The 16,077-nt window shown below is 32.9% G+C and carries 19 protein-coding genes and 4 pseudogenes; 8 read left to right on the top strand and 15 right to left on the bottom strand.

Features of this window, described 5'->3' with window-relative positions:
• Positions 1 to 264 precede the first annotated feature (264 nt).
• Both desA and JFT95_RS12650 read right to left on the bottom strand, forming a co-directional pair.
• Positions 265 to 1,295 (bottom strand): annotated as a pseudogene (gene desA, locus JFT95_RS12645) (Delta(5) desaturase DesA).
• 241 nt (positions 1,296 to 1,536) lie between these two features.
• On the bottom strand, positions 1,537 to 1,692 hold the full coding sequence (locus JFT95_RS12650; RefSeq protein ID WP_002168135.1) for a hypothetical protein: 156 nt from the start codon (positions 1,690 to 1,692) through the stop codon (positions 1,537 to 1,539).
• A 476-nt stretch (positions 1,693 to 2,168) separates the two neighbouring features.
• Here JFT95_RS12650 and JFT95_RS12655 point away from each other — a divergent pair.
• The 3 genes and pseudogenes from JFT95_RS12655 to JFT95_RS12665 all read left to right on the top strand — a co-directional run bounded on the left by JFT95_RS12655 (position 2,169) and on the right by JFT95_RS12665 (position 4,230).
• Positions 2,169 to 2,758 (top strand): annotated as a pseudogene (locus JFT95_RS12655) (hypothetical protein).
• Between the two features lie 763 nt (positions 2,759 to 3,521).
• Complete coding sequence (locus JFT95_RS12660; protein WP_002032872.1) at positions 3,522 to 4,004, top strand: DUF2975 domain-containing protein; 483 nt, start codon at positions 3,522 to 3,524, stop codon at positions 4,002 to 4,004.
• Positions 4,005 to 4,014: 10 nt separating this feature from the next.
• The gene (locus JFT95_RS12665; RefSeq protein WP_000974615.1) at positions 4,015 to 4,230 is read left to right on the top strand and encodes a helix-turn-helix domain-containing protein; all 216 of its coding nucleotides are present in this window, start codon (positions 4,015 to 4,017) and stop codon (positions 4,228 to 4,230) included.
• 41 nt (positions 4,231 to 4,271) lie between these two features.
• Here JFT95_RS12665 and JFT95_RS12670 read toward each other — a convergent pair whose 3' ends face one another.
• The 10 genes and pseudogenes from JFT95_RS12670 to JFT95_RS12710 form a co-directional block, all read right to left on the bottom strand.
• The gene (locus JFT95_RS12670; protein WP_002190010.1) at positions 4,272 to 4,583 is read right to left on the bottom strand and encodes a hypothetical protein; all 312 of its coding nucleotides are present in this window, start codon (positions 4,581 to 4,583) and stop codon (positions 4,272 to 4,274) included.
• Between the two features lie 106 nt (positions 4,584 to 4,689).
• Positions 4,690 to 4,853: pseudogene (locus JFT95_RS12675) on the bottom strand (DUF3887 domain-containing protein); the annotation flags it as partial.
• A gap of 198 nt (positions 4,854 to 5,051) precedes the next feature.
• The gene (locus tag JFT95_RS12680; RefSeq protein ID WP_201052408.1) at positions 5,052 to 5,636 is read right to left on the bottom strand and encodes an SMI1/KNR4 family protein; all 585 of its coding nucleotides are present in this window, start codon (positions 5,634 to 5,636) and stop codon (positions 5,052 to 5,054) included.
• A gap of 210 nt (positions 5,637 to 5,846) precedes the next feature.
• Positions 5,847 to 6,035 (bottom strand): hypothetical protein, encoded by a 189-nt coding sequence (locus JFT95_RS12685; RefSeq protein WP_016101154.1) that lies wholly within the window; start codon positions 6,033 to 6,035, stop codon positions 5,847 to 5,849.
• 22 nt (positions 6,036 to 6,057) lie between these two features.
• Positions 6,058 to 6,501, bottom strand: coding sequence for a hypothetical protein (locus JFT95_RS12690; protein WP_002032882.1), 444 nt, complete (start codon positions 6,499 to 6,501; stop codon positions 6,058 to 6,060).
• Between the two features lie 23 nt (positions 6,502 to 6,524).
• A complete protein-coding gene (locus JFT95_RS12695) occupies positions 6,525 to 6,887 on the bottom strand; it encodes a hypothetical protein (RefSeq protein WP_201052410.1) in 363 nt (120 codons plus the stop codon).
• A 613-nt stretch (positions 6,888 to 7,500) separates the two neighbouring features.
• Positions 7,501 to 7,602 (bottom strand): annotated as a pseudogene (locus tag JFT95_RS30235) (DUF3887 domain-containing protein); the annotation flags it as partial.
• The gene (locus tag JFT95_RS12700; protein ID WP_201052412.1) at positions 7,592 to 8,176 is read right to left on the bottom strand and encodes a kinase; all 585 of its coding nucleotides are present in this window, start codon (positions 8,174 to 8,176) and stop codon (positions 7,592 to 7,594) included. The pseudogene JFT95_RS30235 and the gene JFT95_RS12700, both read right to left, overlap by 11 nt.
• Entirely contained in the window at positions 8,176 to 8,718 is a 543-nt protein-coding gene (locus JFT95_RS12705) for a GNAT family N-acetyltransferase (protein ID WP_002032891.1), read from the bottom strand. The genes JFT95_RS12700 and JFT95_RS12705 overlap by 1 nt, the downstream gene beginning before the upstream one ends.
• Positions 8,719 to 8,733: 15 nt before the next feature.
• The gene (locus JFT95_RS12710; protein ID WP_002013534.1) at positions 8,734 to 9,117 is read right to left on the bottom strand and encodes a VOC family protein; all 384 of its coding nucleotides are present in this window, start codon (positions 9,115 to 9,117) and stop codon (positions 8,734 to 8,736) included.
• A gap of 281 nt (positions 9,118 to 9,398) precedes the next feature.
• On the opposite strand from JFT95_RS12710, the gene JFT95_RS12715 reads away from it, so the two are divergent.
• Positions 9,399 to 9,647 (top strand): hypothetical protein, encoded by a 249-nt coding sequence (locus tag JFT95_RS12715; protein WP_000433610.1) that lies wholly within the window; start codon positions 9,399 to 9,401, stop codon positions 9,645 to 9,647.
• Positions 9,648 to 9,789: 142 nt separating this feature from the next.
• Positions 9,790 to 10,083 (top strand): hypothetical protein, encoded by a 294-nt coding sequence (locus JFT95_RS12720; RefSeq protein WP_201052415.1) that lies wholly within the window; start codon positions 9,790 to 9,792, stop codon positions 10,081 to 10,083.
• A 119-nt stretch (positions 10,084 to 10,202) separates the two neighbouring features.
• On the opposite strand, the gene JFT95_RS12725 is transcribed toward JFT95_RS12720, so the two are convergent.
• Complete coding sequence (locus JFT95_RS12725) at positions 10,203 to 10,739, bottom strand: DUF2812 domain-containing protein (protein WP_201052417.1); 537 nt, start codon at positions 10,737 to 10,739, stop codon at positions 10,203 to 10,205.
• A gap of 7 nt (positions 10,740 to 10,746) precedes the next feature.
• Positions 10,747 to 11,064: a PadR family transcriptional regulator gene (locus tag JFT95_RS12730; protein ID WP_001013435.1), complete on the bottom strand. Its 318-nt coding sequence runs from the start codon at positions 11,062 to 11,064 to the stop codon at positions 10,747 to 10,749.
• Between the two features lie 204 nt (positions 11,065 to 11,268).
• Here JFT95_RS12730 and JFT95_RS12735 point away from each other — a divergent pair, with 204 nt between their 5' ends.
• The 3 genes from JFT95_RS12735 to JFT95_RS12745 are packed head-to-tail and all read left to right on the top strand — an operon-like array spanning position 11,269 to position 14,442.
• Positions 11,269 to 12,198: an AAA family ATPase gene (locus tag JFT95_RS12735; protein ID WP_201052419.1), complete on the top strand. Its 930-nt coding sequence runs from the start codon at positions 11,269 to 11,271 to the stop codon at positions 12,196 to 12,198.
• Complete coding sequence (locus JFT95_RS12740; RefSeq protein WP_201052421.1) at positions 12,195 to 13,358, top strand: DUF58 domain-containing protein; 1,164 nt, start codon at positions 12,195 to 12,197, stop codon at positions 13,356 to 13,358. Before JFT95_RS12735 ends, JFT95_RS12740 begins: the two co-directional genes overlap by 4 nt.
• Positions 13,333 to 14,442, top strand: a complete 1,110-nt coding sequence (locus JFT95_RS12745; protein WP_063218325.1) for a DUF4018 domain-containing protein — start codon at positions 13,333 to 13,335, stop codon at positions 14,440 to 14,442. Before JFT95_RS12740 ends, JFT95_RS12745 begins: the two co-directional genes overlap by 26 nt.
• A 68-nt stretch (positions 14,443 to 14,510) precedes the next feature.
• Here JFT95_RS12745 and JFT95_RS12750 read toward each other — a convergent pair whose 3' ends face one another.
• Positions 14,511 to 15,962, bottom strand: a complete 1,452-nt coding sequence (locus JFT95_RS12750) for an MFS transporter (RefSeq protein ID WP_012261183.1) — start codon at positions 15,960 to 15,962, stop codon at positions 14,511 to 14,513.
• Positions 15,963 to 16,077 lie beyond the last annotated feature (115 nt).

Below are 16,077 nucleotides of genomic sequence, written 5' to 3' on the forward strand. Positions count from 1 at the left end.
TTGGTATTACGTTTACATCATTTCCTGTCTATTGAAATATTCTCAGAGACGAAGCATGATATTCATTAAAAAAGTTGTGGTATCAAACGCTTCACATTGTTAACATAACATATTTACTGTCTCCTTTATTAATGCCTGTTTCCTAATCCACCTCCATTACAATTTAAATCATTTAAGTTTTCTCCATATCGTACATCTACTAGTTAAACAAAAACTCCCCTTAAGTCAAAAATGATTAAGGGGAGTCAGTTATATGTGGTGAAGTTATAGTTCTGATTTTACTGGAACAGAAACATTGTTTTTTACTAATTTTTTGACGTCTTTAAAGGTAACAAAATTGTTGTTTTGCTCATCCCAAAGACGGAAACGAATTGACCGCAAGCTTGTAGCAAGAGTAATCGTTGGTACATTTTTTAAAGGAAGCGTATTATTGTGTGCCTCTTCTAGTTTATAGTTAGGTACTCTTGGACTTAAATGGTGAACATGATGAAATCCAATATTACCAGTTAAAAATTGCAGGATTTTGGGAAGTTTATAAAACGAACTTCCTTCCACTGCCGCTTTCACATATTCCCAATCTTTATCTTCTTCAAAATAAGAATCCTCGAATGTGTGCTGTACGTAAAACAGCCAAATACCTATTGAACCTGCTATTAAGAATATGGAACCGTGTACTAAAAGAAACGATTGCCATCCGAGTGCCCAGCAAAGTAACCCTACTAAAGCAACGATTAACACATTCGTCAAATAGGTGTTCATGCGTTCCTTCTTTCTAGCACCTTTTCTGTTAAATCTATTTTTAAGTAGGAAAACATAAATCGGGCCTAATCCAAACATAACGAATGGGTTGCGATATAAACGATATGCTAAACGGAGTCTAAATGGCGCTGCCAAATATTCATTCACTGTAAGTGTCCAAATATCTCCTGTACCTCGCTTATCCAAATTACCACTTGTAGCGTGATGAACGGAATGCTCATGCCCCCATTGATCAAACGGGAATAAAGTTAAAACACCCATACATGTCCCTACTATTCTATTTACACGACGGCTTTTAAAGAAAGAATGATGGGTACAATCATGAAAAATAATGAAAACCCGTGTCATAAATCCAGCGGCTAACACAGCTGGAACTAATGCTAACCAATAAGAAACGGACAAACTTTTATAAGCAAGGTACCATAAGATAATAAATGGCACTACCGTATTGATGATTTGCCAAACACTTTTTTTGCCGTTGATTTTTCAAAAGGAGCAACTTGTTTTTTTAAATTTTTAGTATTTTGTAATGTCATTTTTTCTAATTCCTTTCCTTTATGTTGCTAATTCGTATTATAACACATTATTAGTAGCAGGTGTTATACGCAGGTATAATAAATATTTTATACTATGAAAATCTCTTTTTTCTTACTCATTCCTTACAAATTGCTTACGTCCAGAATAGCTTCTATTATAGGATAGAAGGAGCATTTGTGCCTGAAATTCCGAAGTTTTTCCCAATAAATATATTAATTAAAAAGAAACACAGAGTTTTTTTCACTTCTGTACTGCCCCGTTTCCACAATAAGAAGTGAGCTGTCCTGCTTTTTTCGTCTCAGCTTTTACCTCGTTATCGTTCATTATGCTTCCTGTACCTAGTACAATCGTTCCCACTAATGCTAGCCTCATTATCTTTTTACGAAGATTCATCATTGTTGCTCCTCCATAAGCTGTTTTCGACATCCTCAATGTAAACAAGGATTTGATTTTCCATAACATTTACGCAAGCTTATATTTATTCTTTTTTATTATTAATTCCCCACTGTCAGGAAACTAACAATAACCAGTTTTCTAGAACGATAAAAAACGAATAACATACACAATGAACGTAATGTTCACTTGTTACAACTGATTTTACCGGAACCAGATCTATTTCATGAAACAAATCAAATTACATTTAAAATAAAAAACTAGTCTATTTTGAAAACTTCCCTCACTTTTATTTAACTGTTATTCTATATAAAATATAAAAATTCAACGTCCGTTTATTTAATTTCAAATCTATGATATATTCAAAATATTAATCACACAAAGTTAATAAAATGAAAACAAGGGAAATTTATGAAAAAATATATTTTATATTCATACTAAAATCACATAGTTTTTAGTATAGAAAGGAGATTCAAAATTTGAATAAGAATTTAACCAAAATTACATTAATAAGCGGTCTCGCTCTCATACTTTATCATTTTTTCAAATGGTATTTAGTTGAATTCCTTACCCCATTTGTTATGCCATTTCTTTCAATAATAGTTCATGGATTGTTTTTCTTAATATTAATTTTCACAATCATACATCTTATCAAATACAAAAATTGGAAACCGTTAATTATTCAATTAGTCATAATAATTACTTGGATATGTATACCATTTAATGAGATTTATATAAATTTAGATTTTATTATCTATAAAGAAGACCGTGAAAAAGTTATAACACTTATAGAACATAAAGAGTTAACTCCTAATGTTCATTATGATAGTAGACAAATTCATTTACCTAAACAGTTTGCATCCACTTCCAAAAACGGTGGGGATGTAATTATTCAACAAAATAAAAATGGTATTTCTGTTTTCTTTTTTACTTATCGTGGTATATTAGATAATTTTTCAGGATTTATTTATACACCAAATGATACTAGACCAAACAAATACGACTTTAATAATGAATATAAAGAAATCACAAAAATAGAAAAAACTGGTATTATGTGACATCATATTAAAGAACACAAAAATTTTCTTTTAATTATATTAAAAACATACCGTATTTATAGAAAGGGAATGCTTGTATACTATATACTGATCTGTACTGCATTCCCTAATTAAGCCCGAAACGGATTCTTGTCGTATTAGCTCATTCAAGGTGATGCATTTTTTTTACAAGCGATACATCTTTTTTATCATATACGTCGCTTTAACACCACTCAATATAGAGGGTGCTATTTCAAATGACTCGAACCTTAACATAGGAGTAGCATTACACATCCATCAACTTAAGAATTTTCTCGTTTTGGATTATTTGTTTTTCTCAGCTTGATTGTGACAGGGCACTGCCAACAAAAAGCGATTTTCGTACGCTAAGCGATCTTTTGTATAAAAAAGCCGATTTCTTGTAATCTAAAGGATAATCGGCTTTTTACTATTCATTTATTTGTAGTAGTTGAAGAAATTCTAAAGGTATAATCATATTAATTATTATCTATAAAGTGAAACTTTAATCAGAGGGTTTTTTTCCATCCCCACTGATTATTAGCCTTCACCAATCGGGCTTTTACGGGCAGCCCGACTCCCACAAATAGCGGGATAAGAACGACTTAATCGTTACTTTTAACATAACATCATTTACAAAAAGAAGGAATGATTATCTTCATTAAAATACAAAATTGGTTTAACAATAAAAACAAGATTATAATAAATAAAAATTTATTGTTAAACGATAAATTTCATGTTAGATTAAATAGATAATATTTAAATGAGGTGCTTTATATGAAACAAGGATCAACACTCTTTTTAAAGACAGCTATTATTCTGATTGGAATCCCTGTTCTTGCTTTATGTATATTTTTAGTTCCTAACATAGGGAAATATGCAGCGGAATTGTTCCCGGATATTGCATTTATAAAATATCTTGTTTTAATCAATCTATATGCAACCGTGATACCTTTTTATTTTGCTCTATATCAAGCCTTTAAACTTGTAAGCTTTATTGACAAGGGTAACGCTTTCTCGAAATTATCTGTTAGAGCTTTAAAAAAGATAAAAAACTGTGCAGTAACAATCAGTATTTTATATGTGGTAGGTATGCCACTCTTCTATCTTGTAGCGGAAAGAGATGATGCACCTGGTATTATTATACTTGGCATGCTCCTAATCTTTGCTTCAATGGTTATCGCAGTCTTTGCTGCCGTTCTCCAAAGACTTTTAAAAGATGCGATAGATATAAAATCAGAAAATGATTTAACGGTCTGAGGTGAATAACATGGCAATAATAATTAATATTGATGTAATGTTAGCTAAAAGAAAAATGAGTGTAACAGAGCTTTCGGAGAAGGTTGGAATTACAATGGCTAACCTTTCTATATTAAAAAATGGAAAAGCAAAAGCAATTAGAATTACAACTTTAGATGCTATTTGTAAAGCATTAGAATGCCAACCTGGGGATATTTTAGAATATCAACCTGAAGATACCGAATAAAAAGAGTCCTTCTATTAATGAAGGACTCTTTTTATTGCTCATTACGGCGCGAAGCTAACTTGACCCGTCAAAACTAAAATAATTGCGATGATCCAAAATATAAAAAATGATGAGGACAGTACTAATGAAATAATAGCTATCCCCTTTTTCTCCGTTTTTTTCGTCATTGTGATTATTGAAAGTATAATACCTACACCTGTAAGAGCAATCGTTACATAATCTCCAACTATATTTCCCGCATTCGCTATTCTCGTCGGAGTTATAAAAACGAATAAAAAACACATAATTCCGATGAGTAAAGATATATAGCTTATTATACTGTACTTCTTTTTGGGAACTATTTCGGTTTTCATAATACCCACCCCTTTTATATAGCTATGTGTTCATATTAGCGCGAATAACCATAATTTGGTTAAAACAAAAAAACAGATACAGTGGAAACTTCCACTGTATCTGTTTTTATTTAATATATAAACCTGCTATTTCCTCTTTATCATTATAAGTTATGATAAAGGTACGTTGTTCTTTACTATATTTTGCTACAAGAACAACAGTATATAAACCATTTTTTCTTCAATCGACTTTTTTTCAATCTTTTCGAATATACCAGCTTTTTCAATTACATGTAAAGTGATAATAATGTTATTTAATTCTGATTTAAAAATATAAGAGCCTCGCTACAAATCATATTGTAGTAAGGCTCTTTAAAGTTGTTTAATTTCTAACCTTTTAAATGAGTTTGTAGACAAATATAAATAATAAATTTGTTTAAATCTTGTTCAACTAAAGCTCCCATTAGTTGAAGTGTAATTCTTCACAAATTATTGAGATTCTTCTTCTAGAAAATTAAAATCACCATCAATAAGATCCTGTAAATACTCATCAAAGCTGTTTGCAATCACTTCATATTCATCAGGGTCGTGCAAAAAACGAATTATTTGACCACATACACCTTCATCAGAAGGGTTAAAATCAATATAGAGTCTTGATGTTCCACCATTGTTCATACAGTCTGAAAAATGAATATAAGTGCCAGGGAGAAGTCCTTTTGGATTTATCTTAGAATCAACAGTATCCTCGTCATCTTGGTATTCTAAAAGATAAGAGACGTCTTCTTCTTCTTTTGAACTTTCGAGCATCTGCTGTGTAGAAAGCAAATAATATGGATACTCTTCAACATCTGAGCCTAAAATACATACCGCAACTTTGTTTTCTCCATATTTCCGCCAATATGTACCATCAATATTTTCAAGTAAAGAGATTAGTGATTCTGGACAATTTGGATATTCTGACCTTAATGTATCAATATCATCTTTTGTAGCACTGTACGCTTTATTTAGTGCCTCGAGATCATCTGTTGATAATGCTGCTCTCAAGCCGTTTAAAAATTTGTTTACCAAATCCATTATTTCGTCCTCCCAATAATAAAATATAAAATTTTTTTATTAGTCTATATACCTAACATAAATAAGATTATTCACTTTTATCGAAAGCCTCATTTCATCTTTTTGTTCAAGCAAATGTAAGCAGATAATCCCATTGTAATTATTGATAGGGTGAGTTGAGCATATTTTCCCACTTGAAATATGTCCGTAAATATCAAAATTAGGTCATTTTCACTCTACTATGATAAAACCTTCTAACTCGAATGCCATTGATGGTTCACTATTTACTTGTGTATGTAAGTTACCTTCTTCGTCTATTACTACAACTGTGTCTATTAACCCATCTGCACTTAATATATCACCTAATTTTAAGTCTTGACCCTTTACCGTTTTGATACCTAGTTCTATATTTGGAATCATGTTCCTACCATCCTATTAGAAATTAGAAATTATAATTTAAAAATGGTAACTTTACACTAGTGTCTACTTCTCCTGTATACAACTCTACAAATACATTTGAAGTTTCATGCGGTATATAAATTGTTGTGACTTTCTCGTCAATATGTACGTAAGCAATTACTTCCATGTATTCATCACAGTCTTTCATAGGTACAAAGGTTAGACAAGGAGATACCCCTAAAGGTACTTCTTTCTTATCTATAAATTCCTTACACATGACAGTCTTCTCTACTTGATATGTAGTTATATGTACATTGTCTACTTCTGTTATTTTTACATTAGTCGGTATCTCTATCCCTAATAGATTACACCAACTGTTTAAAATGGACCTTTTCTCTGTACTTAATATAATGTCACCTTCACCATTTAAAACAAAAAGAGACTCCTTTTGGTCTCTTCCTACTTTTACCTGTTTCATCTCAATCATATTGCATACTCCTTTGTGAAATATTAGTTGAAGTATTGTTTCAGTAACTCACTACCTGTTTTAAGTCTTGTATAATATTGTCCATCTTTCTTCTCGAATTCACCGTTGTTAGCAAATTCTTTCTTTACACTTTCTAAGTTCGATGAATCAATAATACCAAACACATCGCCTATTTCAAAGTTACCTTCTTCATTTATACACTCTTCTAATAAGTAGTATTTGTCTTCTTCTAAAGGAACTATCTTACCTTTTGTAATCGAATTCAGATGTTTTGTTTCCTCTACCTGTACCGTAATAAAAATCCAACCAACTCTTACAATGGTACATGGCGTTAACCCCTCAAATGTAAGTGCAACTACTTTTTGGTCTTTCTTGAATTTCCCCATCCTTGGTACCCCTTTAAATAGATTTATTTCTCCTAAAGTCTACTATTTTATAGTGTAACCATAGTCTCTCAAACATCTATCTGCCCTAAGTAATACATCTCTAAGAGTTTCCTTTTCTGTATATCCTAGTTCACTAATCTTTTTTTTTGCATATTCTAGTTCACTATCAATCGTATTTCGTTACAGTTTCTACATGAATATCCTCAACATAAGCTTCGTGTCATTCCATTACATCTTTACCGTTTTCTCTATATCCTAAATACTTATAGAATGCACCTACCCCTAGTACCACTTACCTTAGTAAAACCTGCTCTTGCACTACCTATATGGAATGGCATGTTCTACCCCTCTTTTATTTTAATATGATATTATAGCGTTCTCTTTGTTGTGAACTCATAAACTGCCCTACAAATTGTAGTTCATGCCATTTAAACTCTTTCATGGCAACATAGATGACAGTTAACTTATTGTCTACCATTCCATAATATACCCATTCTTGCTTTGCCTTTGAAAAATTATGCTTTTCTACACTTTGTAATAAATTAAAATTTTTTTATAGAGCTAACCTGCATGGTTAGTTCTATAAGAATTAAAGAACTTTATTATCGCTTAACATTACAGGCGTAAGGTCTTTCATTTTCCCCTCTGATAATGCGGTTTTCATCTTGCTATCAAATTTTTCATGCATTTCTTGATACTTAGCTTCATTTTGTAATTACTAAATCCGCTCTCTCCCTCGGCAATTCCACTTCCAAATAATACTCCTCAGCCTTCCAATACCTACTTTGAAACTTTGAAAGGTTCTTCTGCGTTTCTGGACTTTCACGTAGAAACCTTGTCTCTCTTGAACAATCCAAATACACCATATAATGAAAAAAATCTCTCCATTCTTTTCGCTGCAGAAAAACTCCTTCTACAATTATTACACCTACTAAAGGAAGCTGTATTTCTTTCATTTCACATGAGTCTGTTTCATCATGATAGTATGGCAACTCTAATTGCATGTCACTTTGTAACTTTTGAAATAAGTTTTGCTGCAAGCAATCGATATCCCATTGAAAGTTGTAATACTCATACCACTCTGCAAATCCAGTATTATATCGCTTGTTACGCTCGGTTATGTGATCATCAATATGAAAAATATGAAACGGGATTCCATTTCGTTTCATATTTTCTTCTAATTTTTTAACCAACGTTGTTTTACCCGAACGACTTAGTCCGTCTATACCTAATATAAATCGCTCATCTTTATGGTCCTTAATAACCTTCATTATCTCATTTGTGCTCATTACTTTTGCCAATCTTCTTTTAATAATGAATAAACGACCGTGTCATGAGCAACATCATTTTGAATCATATATTTTCGAAGTAATCCTTCTTCTTGAAATCCGGATTTTTTTAATAAATTACGGGAAGCTTCATTTTCTATATATACGACAGCTGCAATTCTTATAAAATGCAACGTTTCAAATCCGTAAGCTAGCATTGCTTGCAGTGCTTCGGTTGCGTATCCTTGTCCCCAATATGTATCATCTAGCTCATAACCAATTTCAGCTCGTTTATGATGCTTGTTAATTAAATGAAACCCACACGTACCAATTAATTGATCCGTGCCTTTCTTCTCTATTCCCCAGCGAAATACGCTTCCCTCTTCATTACGCTTTCTAAACGTTTGAATAGTCGTTTTCGCTTGCTCAATATTTTCGAAAGAGTCCATTCCGAAATAACGAATAACGGATTCTTTTGAAAAATAATGGAACATCGCTTCTGCATCTAATAGTGTAAGTTCTCTTAATAGTAAACGTTCTGTTTCTAATTTTGGAAACCCCATCCTCTTTTTCTCCTTCTATTCTAATGAACTACAAATTTCAATATAATTACCGTCTGGATCGGCAATGTAAGCAATTGTTTGTCCCCACGGTTTTACGATTGGCTCAACTAGAACTTTAACCCCTTGTTCTTTTAATTTCTCAATCGTTCCCTTTACATCCTCTACAACAAACCCTAACTCAAAATGAGAAGATTGTAGTACACCTTCTGTAAGAGGTAGTCCCGTTAACTCCTTAACATCCTCTCGCGTATTCATCGCTAAAATTGTTGCTCCTGTTTCAAATTCGATATATGTACCGTGCTCTGCTCTTATTGGTAATCTTAAAATTTCTTTATAAAACTGAAGACATTGTTCAAACTTTTCAACATATAAAATAATGTATTTCATTTTTAAGTTCATACTTATTCCCCCTTTACCTTCACCTCTAAAAATTCGACAAATGTTTTTAAAAACCTTGTACCTTATTGAGATGAGCACAAAAAAATGAGGCCGATTTCTCGGCCCCCAGCTTATTGGCATAAAACAGGAGATTTGGTTTGGACATAACCAGTTCTTACATTTATTATATTTTATTTTTTCTGAATTTTAAATATAATAAACACCTATTTATATTGAGAAAGTTTTTTTACTTGCATAAAATCATACAGCTTAAGAAATGCTACAAATGGAGGTGTATACATATGGAACCAATGCTATGTCCAAGCTGTAAAACGAACCGAACGCGCTTTAATATTCTTGAGCAACAAGTAAAACCAGTAAAATTAAATCCGCAAACTGGTCAAGTAGAAGAAGAATACACAAATGAAACGATGAACGCTTTTCATATGGCTTATCAAGGACCTACTTACCGCGTCCAATGTGCTGTATGTGGGCTTGTTGAAAACCCAGAACAATTTATAAAACCTGCGCAAAATCAGTCTTTCTCATAAAATCATTACTATCCCTTATAGAAATAGATTTTTCTTTAAGGGATTTTTCCTTTTAATGAGGTAGTACAAAACGTATTTCTTCCTTATTATATTTTAAACTCCATACTCTTCTGGTAATATTTACATAAGAGAGGTGAAATAAATGATATTTAATAACAGATTAATGATTCCATCCGCATTACTACTATTAGTTTGCCACATGATCATACTCTACTTTTGGATTTTCGATTGGAAGAAGATAACAACTCCTTACGGTCTAGCTATATGGATTGTTTCTACTGTTTGCGGCTTTTTACTTTATTACCACTTTAAACATCAAAACTCTAATAAAATAGTATTAATCAGTAGTTCATTATTAATCGTTTCTTCATCATTTATGACTTTTTTAGGTATTATTACTAGTATTATCTTTGTAACTGTTAGTTCTATGCCTTAAATATACAGTCTTTTATTATGTAAAAAAGAGTGAACAAAATAAAATTACATAGAAATGAAAGAAGATGATTCCCGTATATAATATCTACGAAATCATCTTCTTTTAAAATCCAATCTTTATTATAATATTTCGCTTTTCAATTTCTTAATTTTCCAAGAGAGCCTTATAAAGAGATACATCCACATACAACTAACAACCCCCACCATAACTTTCGCCCAAATAGGCACTCTTGATTCTATCGGACTTAAAAATACGTTATACATTGATGGTAATATAGTTACTAACATAATAACAAAGAATAGTGATAACTCCTTTAGTTTTTGTATCCTCGTCTCCTTTTCTGAATATATATCTGGCAACTCATTTTCCTCTTCTACTTCCTTACAAAAATAATTCCATTTTGTAAAACTCGTTACATGTTTCCAGCCACACATTTCATATAGCTCAATATATTCTTTTTGTTTTTCTTTTGAATCTTTATAATCCAATCTAAAATCCGCTTTATATATTACATCTTTCGGCTCCGTTTTCTTAAACGTATACATCACATTGTATTTTTGTAGTGCCCAGCCTTGTTGATGCATTTTTCTTAAAAAAGCTTCCTCTTTCTCTAAACTCCATGCCGCGAAAAATTTGAGTACCTTCTTTGTCTCCATCTTCCATTCACTCCCCTAATATACTGTTTCCATTCCTTACAGATCTCTGCAGTCTGTTATACTCTAGCTCTAACACTTCTCTCCCAAACGGTGTTAACTCATAGCACTTCTTTCTGTCTGTAGAGGCAACTTCAACAATTAACTTTTCTTTTAGTAACTTCGTCGTATTCCCGTATAAAGTACCAGGACCGAGCTTTACTTCCCCATTTGTCATCTCTTCTACCATTTGCATAATTCCATAACCATGCATTGGCTTTACAAGTGACAACAATATGTAATATGTCGCCTCAGTTAATGGAATGTATTTTTGCGCTTTCCCATTCATTATAACTACCTCCGATACATCGCTTCGTGATATATCGACTTTCGATATATCGTATACCGATATTGTATAATCATATTCCAAAATATGCAAGTGGAATTTTAAAATTAAATATCCATTTCTTCAAATTAAAAAATCATATCAATTTTCTGAATAATTTGTTAAAATATAGAAATATCCGCTTTTATTTTGAAAGGAATGATACATATGATAACTAAATTGAAAGAAAACATAGGATCTGTTTTTGTCGGTAAGGAAAATGTAATTGATTTACTCCTCGTTTCATTACTTGCTGATGGACATGTACTGCTTGAAGACGTTCCTGGCACCGGGAAAACATTACTAGCAAAAACAATTTCTAAAAGCATTGGTGGTAATTTTTCTCGCGTTCAATTTACCCCTGATGTACTTCCGAGTGATGTAACAGGTATTGAATATTTCAATCCAAAAACTAGTGAATTCGAGTTAAGACTTGGACCAGTCGTGACAAACATATTACTTGCGGATGAAATTAACCGCGCGATGCCGAGAACACAATCTAGTTTGTTAGAAGCGATGGAAGAACGACAAGTAACGCTTGAAAAGCAGTCTACTCCTCTTCCGAAACCTTTCTTTGTTATTGCGACGCAAAACCCGATTGAATCACAAGGAACTTTCCCTCTTCCAGATGCACAACTTGATCGCTTTTTAATGACGATTTCAATTGGTTATCCGTCTCCTGAAGATGAATTAAAAATGATGCGCCGTTTTCGTAACAATGCACCGTTAGAAAGCGTCACATCTGTCATTTCTTTAGAAGACATTTTAGAAGCACAGAAACAAGTGAAAGAAATTTTCGTATCAGAACCATTAGAACATTACATTATTAAGCTTGCTCACGCTACAAGAAATCATGATTACATTGCTAACGGTGTAAGCCCGCGTGCTACATTAGCTTTAGTACGTGCCGTTCAAGCATTAGCCTTTTTACGCGGGAGAGAATATTGCACGCCTGAAGATATACAATTTTTAATTCCTTCTGTTTGGAATCACCGTATCGTCTTGTCAATGGAAGGAGCTTTACGTACGACAAAAAATGAATTAATGCAAAGGATTTTAAAAGAAGTAGACGTACCTGTGGAGATTGAACAAGCATGAATGGACAGCGCGTTGTAACTGTACCTTTATTTTTTCAGCTCCATATTATTCAATTAACTGTGCCAGGCGCTATACTATTTACGTTTTTTCTGCCGCAACGAATTATTATGTTTCTCTTTTTCTTCTACTATTTATTTGCGATTTTTATTTATAAATATGTCGCTTACATAGAGAAAAAGTTTCAAGTAATAAACGAGAAACAAACAACTCGGCTTTTCCCTGATGAATCTGGACAGTTTTTTATTCATTTAAAAAATGGGGCAAATATACCACTCGTTAATGGTGTTTGTTATTTTCATTTAGATTCTTCCCTTATACCGCATAAAGATCAAGGGATTGAACAAATATCGAAAACGTTATTTTCTTTCCCATTTTCACAACCTGCTTATTCGGCACAAAAATGGGATTTAACATTAACCGCAACGAAGCGTGGTGTCTTTCAAATTGAACAATTTGAATGTGTTTTAAAAGACCCTTTTCATTTATTAACTGTACATTTACCTGTTTTTGATAAATTAAAGACTGAAATTATTGTATACCCTACTCCTAAAGAAGTAGCCGGTTTACAAGAACTCCAGCAACTATTAACAGGTTCGTATCGAACAAATTTCTCTTTTTACAATGATGAAACATCCATTATCGGTGTTAAACGATATGAACGCGAATCTTTCCGCTCTATCCATTGGAAAGCATCCGCTAAAATGCAGGCGTTACAAGCGAAGCAATATGAACCTGTAAAAAATTATAGTTGGACAATTTGTCTTTCTTTAGCTGCTGATCGTGGGTTTTGTTGGAAAGAGAATGTAGAAGACCTTATTTCTTTTACAACATACATTTGCCAATACGCAACGAAGCATCAAATTCCGTTTGAGTTATTTATTAGTGTTTTAGCAGAAACTGGTGCATTACATTTACCATTAAACGAAGGACAAACACATTACGGGAAGGCTTTAGAGGAATTAGCACGTATTTCAGATGATAGTACGTTACTTCCGAAACAAGGATTTCTTCATTATGTAACGAGAAAAAGGGAACGCTCATCTACAATGATATACATTGGTTTGCAGAAAAAGGAGCTCCCTCTTCTATCTCAGCCTACGTTCCTCATTAATAATGAAGGGATGGTGGAAAAGCTTGAAAACTTGGCTCTATCACGTTAATGACTTTATTCTGCTCCTCCTTCTTTCGTTATTAACAGAAAGGGACGAACTAGTTGGTATTGCTATATTTTTAGTGACCGGTTATGTAGGAGTATTTTTTATTCATAAATTTATGAATAAAAAAACAACAGGTTTTGTACTACTGTTAGTTATTCAAATAATCGGTTGTTCTTTATTTCTACCTTTCTCTATTTTAGGCACAATATTATTACCACTGTTTTTCTTTATCGTACACTCTGTTGGACCGGGATATCCAGTACAAAAATCGTTAGGCGGTATTGTATGGTTTGTCGTTTCAGCTATATTTTATGCCCCCTTTCCACCATTGTGGAAATTGTTACTATTAACTTTACACATTATGATTACATTTTGGTTAACAGGTTCCAATCGTAATCAACAGCTATTACGTTTCACTTCTATTATTACGATTGGAATAATTAGCGCTTTACTTATTCCGGTATTTCCTTATATTCGGCTTCTTTTTTCTTATATCATACAAGTAGTTGCCTTAGGATTTGGTTATGCTTTAAATCCATTGTTCTCGGCAGCTGCATTAAAAGATACAGACGACTTTTGGTCGAATAAAGGAAATTTAAAAGATCCTCAAATTAAGGAGGAATTGGGGCAGCGTCCTTTTGATCCAACTCTCATAAATAGCATTACAATAATAGCCTGTACAGCCATCGCTATTTACGTCGTTTGGAAAATAGTAAAAAAACGAAAACATTTAAGTTTACCAAATATGCCTGTCTTTGAATCTACAATCATTACTGATAAAGAAGGCATTAGCCAAAAACGCTTCAAACGAAATAAACCACCAAATAACGAAATTCGGAAAGAAATTTTCAAACTCGAGAGCAAGCTATCTCCTCCTTTAAACCGAGAACGAGGAGAAACTGTTGAAGCTTGGCTAGAAAGAATTAATGATGAAGAAGAGGTAAATATTCAGAGTCATATTATTATAGACGCGTATAATGCAGTGCGTTATTCAAATGGTGAAAACACTGTACTTCTGCATGAATTTAAGGAAGAGGTTCATAAGCTTTATGCGTATCAGAAGAGTTTGAAGAAGAAGAGAAAATGATGTATACAAAAAGACTCCTATTAAACTAGGAGTCTTTTTGTGTAAAAGTCCACGTTGCTTTTCACAAATTATGCTTTTTTTCCTGCTTCAATTTCTAAAGATTCTTCATGCCACCAAAGTGTTTCTTCAGGATCCTCTTTAGCAATTTGATGTGCTTCTTTTTTCGATTCTACAGTAGGGTAAGAACCTTTTAGTGCACGTCCTGATGTTGTGACAAACAGTACACTAAACACAATTAATCCAATTACACTTACACCTGTTAAATAAAATGCTGGTGCCAGTGGATTACCAGTAGCATGAACTAAGTATGAACATACGAGCGGTGTTGTACCACCGAATATAGATACAGAAATATTAAAGGAGATAGAAAGCGCACGATAACGTACATCGGTGAAAAAGAGTGCTGGTAATAACGAAGGCAATGTTCCTTCATATACACTAAGGAAGAAACCTAAAATGAAAATACCCGCAAACATGGCTACAATATGTCCGTTACCAATTAATAAAAATGCTGGAATTGAACATAATGCTAAACCAAGTAAGCCAATTTGTACTACTCGTTTATTACCTACTTTATCACTTAATTTACCGAAATAAAGTGCCAGTGGAATCATAAGTGCCATCGTAATTGAAATAATTAATAAGCCCGTTGTTTCTTTGACTTTTAGTACTTGTGTTAAATAAGAAGGAATATACGAAAGGATCATATAGTTTGTAATGTTAAAGAAGGCAACAATTACTGTGCTTAATAAGAAGTCTTTTTTGTGATATTTTAATATATCCATAAATGAAAATTGTTCGTTGTCTTCAGATTCCTCTTGTGCTTTTTCCATCTCTTGAAAGATTGGAGATTCATCTAAATGACGTCGTAAATATAAACCGACCAAACCAATTGGTGCAGCAATTAAGAAAGGAATACGCCATCCCCAGCTGAGCATTTGCTCATCTGTTAATAATAACGTCAAAATGGTAACAATTACCGAGGCAGCAATGTAACCTGAGAGTGTTCCAATTTCAAGACCACTACCGAGTATACCACGCTTTTTATCTGGAGAAGATTCTGCGATATAAACCATTGCTCCTGAATATTCGCCGCCTGTAGAGAAGCCTTGAATCATTCGAGCAATTAAAAGTAGTATTGGTGCCCATACACCAATTTGTTCATAGGTTGGTAGTAATGCGATGAATAATGTAGAAAGTGCCATTAAAATAATAGTTGTACTTAAAACAATCTTTCGGCCGTATTTATCTCCTATTCTACCAAAGAAAATACCTCCGATTGGTCGAACGAGAAAGGCCGCCGCAAATGTACCAAATGTTAGTACAAGTTGCAAACCACTATTATCCACACCTGAGAAGAATAATTGACTTAATATTACCGCTAAATACGCGTATAATCCAAAGTCAAACCACTCCATTGCATTCCCAATGCCAGTAGCAATAACTGCTTTTTTCGCTTGTTTAGAATTGACAATATTAACGTCTTGAGGTTCAAAATTTAAATCATTATTTTGTTGCATATAGTAAAACAGCCCCTTATTTAATTTAACTTCTTTAAGCACACCTTCTCTTACTAGAATAAATTCAATACGAAGCACTTAAGGAAAAGCAACGTCTCCTTATCTGTTATTATTG

Source organism: Bacillus sp. TH17 (assembly GCF_016651125.1).
Taxonomy (GTDB): domain Bacteria; phylum Bacillota; class Bacilli; order Bacillales; family Bacillaceae_G; genus Bacillus_A; species Bacillus_A mycoides.